Annotated in this window: 10 protein-coding genes and 2 pseudogenes; 4 read left to right on the top strand and 8 right to left on the bottom strand. The window is 59.5% G+C overall.

Translation table 11 applies throughout. The annotated features are described in order from the left end of the window. Positions 1 to 203: 203 nt before the first annotated feature. The gene (locus NKH04_RS25955; protein WP_031194952.1) at positions 204 to 1,850 is read right to left on the bottom strand and encodes an MFS transporter; all 1,647 of its coding nucleotides are present in this window, start codon (positions 1,848 to 1,850) and stop codon (positions 204 to 206) included. Between the two features lie 474 nt (positions 1,851 to 2,324). Between NKH04_RS25955 and NKH04_RS33270 the strand changes: the two are divergent. Continuing rightward, positions 2,325 to 2,555: pseudogene (locus NKH04_RS33270) on the top strand (class I tRNA ligase family protein); the annotation flags it as partial. A gap of 418 nt (positions 2,556 to 2,973) precedes the next feature. Here NKH04_RS33270 and NKH04_RS25945 read toward each other — a convergent pair. Then, a complete protein-coding gene (locus tag NKH04_RS25945; protein ID WP_352647545.1) occupies positions 2,974 to 4,119 on the bottom strand; it encodes a trans-sulfuration enzyme family protein in 1,146 nt (381 codons plus the stop codon). A 92-nt stretch (positions 4,120 to 4,211) separates the two neighbouring features. On the opposite strand from NKH04_RS25945, the gene NKH04_RS25940 reads away from it, so the two are divergent. Together NKH04_RS25940 and NKH04_RS25935 are read left to right on the top strand one after the other, a co-directional pair. Beyond that, positions 4,212 to 4,874 (top strand): helix-turn-helix domain-containing protein, encoded by a 663-nt coding sequence (locus NKH04_RS25940; RefSeq protein WP_023722008.1) that lies wholly within the window; start codon positions 4,212 to 4,214, stop codon positions 4,872 to 4,874. A 31-nt stretch (positions 4,875 to 4,905) separates the two neighbouring features. Beyond that, on the top strand, positions 4,906 to 5,544 hold the full coding sequence (locus NKH04_RS25935) for an FMN-binding negative transcriptional regulator (protein WP_352595050.1): 639 nt from the start codon (positions 4,906 to 4,908) through the stop codon (positions 5,542 to 5,544). Between the two features lie 128 nt (positions 5,545 to 5,672). On the opposite strand, the gene NKH04_RS25930 is transcribed toward NKH04_RS25935, so the two are convergent. The 3 genes from NKH04_RS25930 to NKH04_RS25920 form a co-directional block, all read right to left on the bottom strand. Further along, a complete protein-coding gene (locus NKH04_RS25930) occupies positions 5,673 to 5,810 on the bottom strand; it encodes a hypothetical protein (RefSeq protein ID WP_352595047.1) in 138 nt (45 codons plus the stop codon). 585 nt (positions 5,811 to 6,395) lie between these two features. Beyond that, positions 6,396 to 6,905 (bottom strand): GNAT family N-acetyltransferase, encoded by a 510-nt coding sequence (locus NKH04_RS25925; RefSeq protein ID WP_353045171.1) that lies wholly within the window; start codon positions 6,903 to 6,905, stop codon positions 6,396 to 6,398. Continuing rightward, positions 6,906 to 7,190: a type II toxin-antitoxin system TacA family antitoxin gene (locus NKH04_RS25920; protein ID WP_352480559.1), complete on the bottom strand. Its 285-nt coding sequence runs from the start codon at positions 7,188 to 7,190 to the stop codon at positions 6,906 to 6,908. Between the two features lie 952 nt (positions 7,191 to 8,142). On the opposite strand from NKH04_RS25920, the gene NKH04_RS25915 reads away from it, so the two are divergent. Next, positions 8,143 to 9,108, top strand: a complete 966-nt coding sequence (locus NKH04_RS25915) for a glycosyltransferase family 10 domain-containing protein (RefSeq protein ID WP_352595041.1) — start codon at positions 8,143 to 8,145, stop codon at positions 9,106 to 9,108. 138 nt (positions 9,109 to 9,246) lie between these two features. Here NKH04_RS25915 and NKH04_RS25910 read toward each other — a convergent pair whose 3' ends face one another. The 3 genes and pseudogenes from NKH04_RS25910 to NKH04_RS25900 all read right to left on the bottom strand — a co-directional run bounded on the left by NKH04_RS25910 (position 9,247) and on the right by NKH04_RS25900 (position 11,417). After that, entirely contained in the window at positions 9,247 to 9,603 is a 357-nt protein-coding gene (locus tag NKH04_RS25910; RefSeq protein ID WP_352579644.1) for a hypothetical protein, read from the bottom strand. Between the two features lie 216 nt (positions 9,604 to 9,819). Next, positions 9,820 to 9,989, bottom strand: a pseudogene (locus tag NKH04_RS33265) (ATP-binding protein); the annotation flags it as partial. Positions 9,990 to 10,232: 243 nt separating this feature from the next. After that, entirely contained in the window at positions 10,233 to 11,417 is a 1,185-nt protein-coding gene (locus NKH04_RS25900) for a glycosyltransferase family 9 protein (RefSeq protein ID WP_352649475.1), read from the bottom strand. Positions 11,418 to 12,072: the final 655 nt, after the last annotated feature.

Here is a 12,072-nt window from a genome sequence, read left to right as displayed (position 1 = left end):
CAGGCGACCTGAACCCGTGCCCAAGCCGATCTGATGGCAGAGGCGGTGGGGCTGGACATGGGCCCGTGGTGGACATACGTGCCACACAAATCCTCATGCTCGCCTAACCGGCCGCAAGGTATGGCAATCCGGGCTGACCCGACGAAAGAAGGAGTAGGTCTCGGCCATTCCCGTGTCCGAGCCCAGAAAAGTTACTGGTTTCCTTACGGGCGCGATACAAAGGGCACAGGCTGGACTTGGCTGCCGGGGGCGGGGCTTGTCGACCGCTCGATCGAAAGTGAGAGACGAGGAGGAGAATCACCGACCTGCAGAGCGGCAAGGCGCTCGCCTACCTCCCTGTCAGTCACCGTTAGCCGATGGTTTAGACGAAGATAGTCCGTCCATGTCGGCGTGCGGAATGTCTCGGTCCAAAGAGTCGAGTTCTGAAGATCGCGCTGGAGGGTCCAGTCCCGCGCACCGGCACGGCTCTGAACGCGCCGCCTTTCGCGCATGCAGCTCAGAAATTCCTCGATATTCTCCTCGGGGATCGAGTACTCCACCTTGATCACGATCGGGCCGCTCCTGGGCTTCAAATCGAGGGCCAGTTCTGGTGGCCTGAAGTCGAAGGCCCCTTGATCCGATTCCTCCCATAGCCGTACCGGCAATAGCTTTCCCACAGCTGCAACCAGCAACAGCGCCGCTGCAGCACCTTCCAAAGCCCACGTCAGGGAATAGTACTGCGCGACAGCACCCCAGATCCAGCTGCCCGCTGCCATGCCGCCGTAGGTCAGGGCGTAATAGATCGACAGGGTGCGACCAACGACCCACCTTGGGCTTGCCAACTGCACACACACGTCGGTTCCGGTCCAGGTGACAACCCAGCCTGCGCCAGCGATTGCAAGCGCGATCGCTGCTACAGCCACCGACGATGTGAGAGCCAGTAAAAGGCAACACGTTGCGCAAGCAACGGACGCGAGCGTGATCAATCGATTTTGGGACGTGATGCGTCTCAAGTAGCTATTGCCAATGCCCGCGATGAAGGCGCCTGTGCCGAAGCCGGCCAACAGGACGCCGTAAACAATTGGCCCCCCCGCCAGTTGGTCGCGAACCAGGAGGGGGAGCAGAGCAAGGATCGAGATGCTTGACAGCCCGAACAGGGTTGCACGCACGATCGCCACTCTGATCTCCGAGGAGATTGCCGTGAAGCGCATGCCATCATGAATGGCCGTCGTCATCCGCTCGCGCGGAAGAGGCGAAGAACGAACTTGCCACTTGGAGCGCAGGACAGCGCTCAATGGGACCAGGTCGGTCAGCGCAGCGAAGGCGAAAGCCGTAAGGGGGCCCAGCAAAGCCAAAATTACACCGCCCAGCGCCGGTCCTATGCTCCGAACCACGTTGTACCCCACCGACATCAGCGTCACTGCAGCGGGTATGTCGCGCTTTTCCAGGATGTCGCCGACCGAGGCGTGCCAGGCTGGATCATTCAAGGCAAAGCCGCATCCCGCCAAGAAACTCAGTCCCAAGATCAGCCATGGACTGACAAAGCCCAGCCCAACAGAGAGAGCCAGCGCCGTGGATGCCAGTGCGATCAGGCAATGTCCGGCAAGCATCACGCCGCGGCGGCTGAAGCTGTCTGCAATCGCTCCAGCAAGGATCGACAAGAAGAAGGCGGGCAGTGTCGATGCAGCCTGCACGAGCGCAACCATCAGATCGGAGGCTGAAATCGTTGCCATGAGCCAGCTTATAGCCACGCTCTGCACCAGCCAGCCAAGGCTGGATATCTGCGTGGCTGTCCAGATCGAACGAAAGACCGGATTCTGAAGAGGAATCAGTGTGTTTGCCGCAAAGGGCGGGGAATCTTGACGCCGCATGACTTCTCACCTCCACCACGTAGTTCTTTCGCTCACTCACTTGCTGACAGCGGTGCGCTTACGCACAGCTGCGTCACAACCAAGTTCCGATATCGCGCTCGCAACAAAGTAGATGTCGCATCCACGGTGCTGATGCGCGATGAGTGTGCCAGTTGGGCGTCGGCTGGTCTGGGTCGCGCAGCCCGATGGGGTGCGGTCTGCCCTGCGACTCTTGGCCTTGTACGGTGCTACCGCCCCGATGGCCGGGTTGTCAAACTGCCACGGTGCTAGCAGCGCCCATCCCATCCTGACAGGCATGAGCATACGACGCAGCGGATCGCTGGTATTGGAGGCGGGTGCAAGATCAAGGGTGGCATCGTCTTGACAAGTACGAGCTGGTGGACGCCTTTGCCCGACCTATCACATCGGCGATTTATGGGGCCGCCGTTCAACTCGTTGGTCTATGCAAAAAAGCATAATTCGCTTGAAAAGACGTTTCGTGCCGGCGCAGGCGCCGAGGAAGGGGCTGAAGCCTTCACCATCGTCATACCGCCGCCGAATGTCACCGGCTTGCTGCATATGGGTCATGCGCTCAACAACACGCTGCAGGACATTCTGGTGCGCTTCGAGCGCATGCGCGGCAAGAACGTCTTGTGGCAGCCGGGCATGGACCATGCCGGCATCGCCACGCAGATGGTGGTCGAGCGCCAGCTGATGCAAAATCAGATCCACCGCCGCGGCAAGCGCCACCGGCTGCCGGCGGTCAACATTCTTACCGTCAATGCGGCGGTCACCCTCACGGACAATGACGACTTTCTCGCCGGGCTGGAGGTGACGCCGGAGCGCCAGGCGGTCTGGGACGAGCTCGACGGTCTCGACCGTTTCGACGCGCGCAAGAAGATCGCCGAGCTGATACCGGCGGTTTCCTCGAAAAGGTCGAGCCGCATCGCAGGCCTGAAGCGGCGGTTGCGCCGATCCTGAACAAGGTGCGGTCTCTCCGCGCCAACGCATCCGACACCGAGATTTTTGATCGAAATCTAAGCATCGTCGAAGATGCTTTGCCTGATCTAGGCGCCCAGCCGTAGCAGGCCGCATTGCTGCGCCAGCCGCCACGTAAAGCGCTGCCAGAGTTCTTGCACCCGCGTCATTCGGCTGCCGCTTTGAAGGTTCCGCCTAGGGCCTGCATCAGATCATCGATAATGTCCTGAGGATGCTCAAGTCCCACTGACATTCGCAGTAATCCGCCTGGCGCCTTGGACTTGGCACCCTCGACGGATGCGCGATGCTCAATCAGAGAGTGCGTCCCGCCAAGGCTTGTCGCCCTGGCAATAACCTCGAGGCGGCCGGCCACGGCCATCGCAGCATCGGCTCCGCCTTTGACGATAAAGGATAGCATCGCTCCGTAATGGCTCATTTGCCGCTTAGCGAGATCGTGTCCCGGATCAGTTTGCAGGCCAGGAAAAAGTACTTTTTCGACACGCGGATGAGACGCCAAAGCCTCAGCAACCTTCTGGGCGCCTTCGCAATGCGCGCGCATGCGTACCGACAATGTCTGCAGGCCCCGCAATGCCAGCCAACAGTCGAATGGCGCTGCGACGCTGCCCTTGTGTCTCTGGACCATCCGCAGTGGGCGACCGAGGGGTGACGAGTGCGGGACAATGACGACGCCCGCCATCAAGTCCGAGTGGCCGCCGATGTACTTTGTCGCCGAGTGCATGACCGCGTCCGCCCCAACTTCGAGGGGCCGTTGAAGCACTGGAGTTGCCCACGTGTTGTCCACTACGGCCAAGGCGCCAGCCTCGTGCGCGATTTTGCAGATGGCCGAAATGTCAACAACGCGGATCATCGGGTTTGACGGCGTCTCGACCCAGACGAGGCCAGTCCGCTTCGACGTGACCGCGGCGCGCACGGCATCCAGATCGCGCATGTCGACGGCCGCAAAGTCGAAGCGAGACCCAATGTCGGTCTCGTCAATCAGCGAACGAATGCCGAAATACATGTCATCCGGCAGAACGATCCGACCCGTCGACGGATGGCTCTCAAAGACTGCAGCGATTGCAGCCATGCCCGACGCGAAGGCAATGCCATCTTCTCCGCCCTCGAGCGCGGCAATGGCCATTTCGAACGCGTTGCGTGTCGGATTTCCATCCCGGGTGTATTCGAATCCGGAAGGAAACGAGCCGTCGACGCTACGTTGGAACGTCGTGCTGGTGTGCAGCGGCAGGGACACCGCCCCCGTGGAAGCGTCGACAGCTCGGCCGCAATGGATCGCCTTCGTTTCAAAACGCATCGGTCATTTCCTCGCTAACGGGGCAGTTGCACAATTTCAGGCCGGTCATTATATTGACCGTAATAAGTGAGCCGAGGCACTAAGTCAATATAATGACCGATGTTACGACAGCGTTGGACCCCGAGCGGGTGCTTGGCCAAGCGATAGCGGTTCGGATCCGACAATTGAGGCGCGACCAAAACCTGACCCTGGATCGACTGGCAAAACTGAGCGGCTTATCCAAGGGAACGGTCGTCACGCTGGAGCAAGGCAAGGCGAACCCCAGCATCGGCATACTTTGCCGACTGGCGGCGGCGTTTTCGCTTTCGGTGGCCGATTTGTTGAATGACCATCCTTCCACAGTTCGCCTTCCTATTGAGCGGACAGAGACGAGGACGCTTTGGACAAGCGCTAAAGGAAGCTTTGCACAACTTCATTCATCGATCTCGGGACGAACGATGTTCGAACTGTGGAGCTGGGCCATTATGCCGGGCGACGTGTTTTCCGCAGATGCTCATAGTCCGGATACGCGCGAGCTGATCTCGGTGACTCAGGGGTCCCTAAGTGTCGTGGTGGGTACCCACGCAGTAATTTTGAGCCAAGGCGAGAGTGTGCGGCTTGTCACTGACCAACCGCACTCATACGCGGCGGCATCTGATCTGCCTGCCCACTTCTCGATGGCAGTTCTTGAGCGTGGTGGACAGCGAGATCCGGGGCCCTCTTCGCCGGCAACAAAGATGCCCGGGCCCGTTCCGCAAGACACCGCCGCTCGCTAACGACCGCCCATTCGCGACAGGAGATCCACCGTTGTACGTTCCGCCCCATTTTGCCGTCCCCGATCAGAACACCCTGTTTGACCTAATCGAGAGACATCCGCTCGGTATCCTGGTCACCCACAGCAAAGGCACACTCGACGCGAACCACATTCCCTTCGAGCTTGACCGCTCGAAGGGAGACAAAGGCCTCCTCAATTGCCATGTTGCACGCAAAAATCGAGTCTGGGAGGAAGTTGCCAATGGCGATGAAGTCCTCGTTTTCTTCCGTGCGGCCGACGCTTACATCTCGCCGAACTGGTATCCAAGCAAGCATGAATTCCATAAGCAGGTGCCGACGTGGAACTATCTCGTCGTCCACGCCCACGGACGCATTACTGTCCGGGATGATGAGCGCTATGTGCGCCGTAACGTGGCGAAGCTCACTCACATGCATGAAGCCTCGCAGCCTGCCCCGTGGAAGATGGGCGACGCGCCGAAGGACTTCATTGACACGATGGTTAAGGCGATCGTCGCCCTGGAGATCGAGATCACCGGCCTGGTTGGTAAATCAAAACTCAGCCAGAACAAAGAGGTGCGCGACATTCAGAACGCTGGTGAAATGCTGAATGCCCGAGGCGTCAATGGGATGGGAGAAGCGATGCTCTCGGCTGCGGCGGCCCAATCCCAATAGCATCTATCTTGTCCCGACAAGCCGCTGGTGCTGGATTTCCAAAGGGTGACCTTGAGAGACAAATGCTTCGGCTCGCCGGAAACGCGACCAGCACCTGACCACCCGCTATGCGGCAGATGGACAAGAACTCAGGCCGCCATCGCCAGCCACATCCGCAATGCCGCCGGATCACCCCCCACGGTGGCGATGCCTCGCAGCCAGGTTGGATGACCAAGCAGCCGGGATGTCGGCAGGCTTGCACCCGTTTCAGATGCGAGACGGGTCAAGACGATCATCCTGCACAACGTCACGCGGCGGTGGGCTGGTTTCGAAAAGGGCCGGCCCCGGCCGTTCATACAAGTGGAGTTGGGGCGGGGCCGGATCAAGCCTATCGGGTCGAACCCGCCGGGACCGCGCGTACATCATCCCGGCAACGCCAGGCGCTCGTCCGGCGCCATGCGGGCTTCGGCTTGGCGCGCCGAATGTCTGGACCGGCATCGCGGAGCATGGCGCACCAGTCTCCCACATTGTACGTAGTCGCCATGCTGCCCCTGGCCAGATCGCAAATGACGCACGGCTTGTTCGCGATGGCGAGCTGAAGCACGTTGACGGCGGTGCCGGGCGATGCGCCGTCCCAGACTATCATCCCAAAGTCCGCGCGCCGCGCCATCTCCCGGTCTTTGGCGGCTGGATCCAGTATCCTCTAGCGCCTTCACGAGACGGGACCTGGTAGGCAGCCCAGTCGCCCAGATTATTGCTAGCTTCCTCGCTCTGACCGCCGTCTCCCTCTGGCCCTGAGTGAGGGATCGTCATCCGGCTGCAGGCCGGCGCGCCCGGACGCTGCCGCTACGGGAGGCGCTACGCGCGTGGAGCTAGTGGCCTTTGTCGGCCAGCCAGAGGCCCACGTCCTGGATCGAGCGCATGAGCACCGACGGATTGTCCCGCGCGGGAATGAAGCACCAGCTCTGCCAGTAGCGCTCGGCCTCGGCGTCGATCGCCCGCACCACCACTGCGCGGCCGCCGACGATGTCGGCGCCGGCGACGCAGCGATGCAGCGCGTCCTTGACCAGGCCGCTGCCGATGCCTTGTCCGGCATAGCGATGGTCGACGGCGAGTTGTCCAATCAACAGGCAGGGGATCGGATCGGGCGGGCGTCCGGTGCGGATGGCGCGCGGTGCGCTGTTTGGCTGGATCACGCCCGGCGCGAGGCCGTAATAGCCGACGACTGTTCCCTCATCGTGAACGACCAGGACGCGGGTAAAGCCACGGACCTGGTTCGTTCGCGCGAAGCCGGCCAGCCAAGCGTTGAGCGCCGGCTTGCCGCAATCGAAGCTGTCGAGGCGGTGCGCGTCGTCGAGGAGTTCGATGCCTGAAAGCGCCACCTAACGGTCCCAGGGCGGGGACCGACGCAGCCGCTCGGTCGCCTTCGGCGGGGGCGCAGCGGCGGGGGCTGAGATCGCCTGCATGAAGGCGTCATAAGCTTCCGGGGACACGCGGATGACGGTTTCGTTGAGGATGGCCGCCTGCGCCTCGTGCAGCGCGGCGCGCCGCATGAACTCCGTGCGCGACAGGCCGAGCAGCTCCGCGCCGCGGTCGATGATGGTGAGATCATCGTCGCGAAACCGCATCGAGACGGGTGTTTCCTTCCTGGTGACTGTGGTGGCCATGGCGCGCTCCTGTGCTGCGGACGTATATACGGTAGTGTAACGCGGAACGCAATACTTCGTTCCCTGGTGACGTCTCGTGGACGGATGGCCTCAGGACTCCTCGCCGCATCGGTTCTTCTCGGCTTCTCGCCTGCAATCGCCATTGCCGCAACCCAGAGCAAGGTGGCTTTGGTCAGCTCCGGCGGATGAATTACAGCTTAGGACGCGCATGTGTTCTTATCGGCCGGATGAGCGGCTCCAGAAGCGAAGTCGCTGCCATGACTGTCGCCGGACGAGCCCCGGCTATGCCGAACCCTGATGAACATCTGACGCGATGGCGACTTTCGGGCCGTCACGCCACAAAGGAGGAACGGCTATGAAGGCTGGGCGGCCGGCACTTTCATTCTCAGGCGCCGCTCTATGCCACCTGCCGGCCAAGCGCAGTTGGCGCAAATCTTGAATCTCTCTTTGCGCGGCGGCAGGAGCTGCAATCGCACGTTCGGCCTCACGCAATGAAAGACCGGCACGACCGCGGCACGTGCAGCCTCAGAAAAACCAGTCTGCATTTTATTCAACGGCTTAGCTGCGAGTGCGGCGGCGCGGCGGCGTGCGATGTACTGCAGAGCGGGCTCCGAACTCCTTAGGGCACGCATGCTGCCACTCAACCGGCCTGATCACCACACAAAGTGAGGAAGAACCTGGTTAAGCGCAAAGCGACAATTGCCTCGACGGCGGGTCCCGGCAGGTTTATGCTGCCCAATCTTACCGCAATCCGGAATGGCGATTGAGTACCTTCACGAGTGAAGGGATTCCCGCGGTCTTAGAGATGAGTTGTCGAATGGCGCGAAGTCGCACAGAATCGTGTGTTTGATATCGATCAAGATCGCGAGCTATTTCAGGCGCAAAGAGGTCTTGCGCCCGATGCACAAGTTGCTCCCGGTCCAACGGAAGTGAATGGGGTGGAACTGCTTTGTTGGCCAAATTGTTGACGGAACGTCCGGCGCCCATTGTTGCTACATGTCTGGATTCTTGGGGCGTTTTGGATGATGCAATCCACCAACTCACTCCAAAGGGCAGTGGAATCTGGAACAATGTCGCTTTTGTACGCACGACATCCTTCGTGCCCGATTGGCATATCGTCTTTAACTCTGCTTCTCTTTTTGGGCTCCCTGTTGATATCGAGGCGAGCCCAAACAGGACAATTTTTGCAATCGGCGAACCGCCGACGAAAGCTCATCGCGCATTTCATGAAGGGCAGGGGAAAAATACTATCGTCCTGACGTCTGACGCAGAGCTGGCTGCTCGGCAGAATGCAGCGCGCCGATTCGTTTTGGCTCCACCTATCACTCGGTCTTGGTCTGTAAACAAGACATATGACCAACTTCTGGTCAGCGAAGTCGTGGACAAGCCGCTTCGGCTCTCATGGATTACCAGTAACATCGCCCTGCTTAAAGGGCATCGATATCGGCTGGCGTTTCTGGAACGGCTGAGAGAGGAGCTCGATTTTGACCTGTTCGGCCGAGGTTTTCGGCTGATTGGAGACAAATGGAACGCACTCGCACCTTACCGTTATAGTATAGCTTTCGAGAATACTCGTGCTGATTACTATTTTACAGAGAAGCTTATGGACTGCTTCGTTGCTGAAACAATGCCGATCTATTACGGCAGCCCGGCAATCACGAGGTTCTTCCCTTCGGACTCAATGGTTCTGATTGACCCAGAGGACAAGAACGTAATCCAAAAAATTCAAGAAATCATCAAGTCGGACCTCTGGAAGGAGCGTCGCGGCGCAATACGAGAGGCGAAGCGGTTGGTCCTCGAGAAATACAACACGTTTGCTTATCTCGCGGGCTTCATCGAAAGCGTTCAGGATAAACCCTTACCGCCAGAAATTATACACATCGATTCGCCTGAGGTCGATTTTGGAATAGACGAATGAAGTACTCCAACGCTCGCTTCGCGTGCCCGGCGGTTGGTGGTCTGGCGAGATCGGTACGGAACGCTCGGCGGAGAATGCCTACCTGCGCAGACGGGCCGGCACGGGCGCACGAGGTCATGCGCCCCCGGCTGCCGCTGATCAGACGAACTGGGGAAGGCCAGGAACGGAATTGAGGACCTCGTCCACGAGTTCGTCGCCGGCATGTTCCTTGGCGAAGGCGATCGTCTCGTTGGCGATGGCGGCGATCTTTAGAATGCTGAGACCCTCACTCATCAATTGCTGGCCGAGCCCCATGAGGCCGCCTCCGCCCTCTGGGTCATCGCCATGATACTTCGCCACTAATTCCGAAGCTCCGGGAATGGCCTCGATCATGCGCGCAACGGGACCGTCGGCCGCGTGGCGTTGCAGGAAACCCAGCATTAACCCAACGGCCTTCTCTGCGAGAGCCGGGCCGATGCCGGCACTAGTGGCGATGCGCGATAAGAATTCTTCCATGGCAGGGTTCCTAGCTCTTTAATGAGGTTTACACGGGGCCGGTCCGGCGCCCAAAGCGCCCTTGGCCGAACCACAATTGAACCCCACAAAAATAGGCCGGCGGAAGTGCTATTGCAACTGCGCGTAAAACCGCCTTTGTCAACGCAAGCTGCGTCGGACGTGCGTATTTCGCAAAAACGAGACAGTCGTGGAGTGCACCCCTCGACCGAGACAATGACGCGCCAGGGCGAGATCTTCGAACAGACGCGGCATGCGCAGGTAGAGCACGGAATGATCGAGCCGGGCGGCCTGACGTCCGAAGGCGCAGGCCAGCCAAGTCTTTCCGGTGCCGGTCTGCCCGGTGATATGAGGTTTTCATGCGCCTTCAGCCAGGCGCCTTGGGCCAGCTGTCGCTTGGCACTTAATTGGGGTCTCCCTCACTTTGTGTGGTTCATCTGCTGTTAGTGGCGCTGTCGCTATGGACGGGCATGCGAACGAAAACGAAATGGTCGCCCGGCCCAGGGGGTGATATCGCCACTGCGGTCCTTCGACCAAGTCGATTCGATTCTGAATTTCGGCCTTTAGATGTTTGTAGCGATTGAATCAGCGACCAAGATCTGGACAATCGCGGTTATGGTGACCGCGAGCCACTAAGCTTGTGCCGTACCCTTACAATGATTCATCAAGGCGTTTACCTCGGCAATCACGAGATCCGGCGTGATGTCGAACTTGCATCGGACTTTGACCGGACAATGCCGCACTTGGTCCAGACCACACCCGCGACATTCAATAACACTCATAAGCATGCTGACCAGGGGACCTCGAAACCCCCAAATCTCCGGTAGATGTGACGCCGTGAAAATGCCGATAGTAGGGCGGCCAAGCTGGGCGGCGACATGCCCGGTGCCTGAATTGTTCGAAACGACGAGCGCGGCCGAATTCACGAGATAATTGAATTCCAATTCCGACAAGTCGACAGCCGTCCGAATGTTCGCGGCTCCACGATCCCGAGCTATCTTCGCAACCTCCTCAAGCGCTTCCAGGCATTCGCCACGGGCAACGAGGACCACCTCACCACGGGTCGAAAGAGCAGCGACAACTTTGCCAAAACTTTCAATCGGCCAATCTCGCAGGCTGGAATTGGAGAACGGAGCCACGACAATCGGGGCATTGCCTGTAGTCGAATTCTGTGGGTGACCCGCTCCGCTTTCGAAATAGGCAGCTGCCTTTGCGACCAGAAAGAGGAGGATTTCTGACACATGCTGGAGACGCACCTGCTTGCGGTCAATGAACCAATCAAGCCATCTACGAGGGATTTTGTTAGCAAGCCCTATTTTTTGGACCAGCTTGTAGAAGATGGTTCTGCGCAGTTTCAGATTGAATGGCGCTATCGCAATATCGATCTGATGCATGCTGTACGGATCAACTATCGCCGCACGGTGCCTGGCGGGGACTTCAAGCAAGATGGGCCTTGTTTCTTCCGGAACACGCATATCAATGGCAAGATCAAACTCGCCGGTCAGCAGCGGCCTTATGTCGGCGGCTTCTTTGCGCGTTTTGACTTTTGGGTTGCGAGGAAAAAAGTCAAAAGCAATGTGATCGTCGGCGAGGTCGAACTGTTTTGCAGTAGCGATGTTCCAGCTTCCCACCACCAGCGTAATGTGGGCATGCGCAAAACGCTGACGAAGGTCCTTTAGGGCCCCTAGAGACATCCAAAAGTCGCCGACATGATCAAGCTTGAGGACCAAAATTCTCATCCTTGCGCTTGACTGTTCCGGCTCTTCCCAGCTGCGGTATATAATTTGATTGCGGTCGTGCTTTGTAAAATATGCCATTGCCATTCCGAAGATTATACGGTCAACACTGATAGCCCAGTGACGCGTGTGTAGGGTTGGAGTGCTCCCCACTTGTCCGCGTCTCCGCAAGAATTCTGCCATCAGATCCAAGCCGCGCTCCAGCAGGAGCTGTCGGGCGAAGTCTGCATCTCTAGCGGTGGTAGCGCGTCAAGAAGCCAGCTATGTCCCGACCCGCAATGTGAAGGGCTTCGTCACGGTCTTGCATGCAGTGAGTTCGAGAAACGCCGAGTAGACGGCGATCGCCAAGCCGCCGTCCCCAGATCTCGAGCATAACGGCAGTGGCCTCGCTCTTTGGTCGATGCTGATCCTGAATGAGACCGTCGGCGCCGGCGACGACATCGCCGGCCGGATTGACCGTCTCCGGCACGCCCTGTCGCTGTGGTCCCGCATCATGGTGGTTAACAAGGGACCCGCCGCAGGCGCTTTTTTCTGCGCGTCCGGGTCGTCCAACATGAAGTGGACGAAGCAACCCTGTGATGAAGTCGAGGGGCCGGGCCCCGGGGGGGGGGGGGGGGGGGGGGGGGGAGCCGCGGGGCTTTGTGTAAGTGTGGGTTGTGGGGGGGGCCGCGCGCCTCGCGTTTAGTCCGCGGTGGGGCGGGGGGGGGTGGGGGGGGCGCCGAGGGGGGGCGCGAGG

Origin of the sequence: Mesorhizobium sp. M1365 (assembly GCF_040317865.1) — a bacterium.
Lineage (GTDB): Bacteria > Pseudomonadota > Alphaproteobacteria > Rhizobiales > Rhizobiaceae > Mesorhizobium.
The sequence above is the reverse complement of the archived record's forward strand: the minus strand, read 5'-3'. Positions and strand labels throughout refer to the sequence as shown.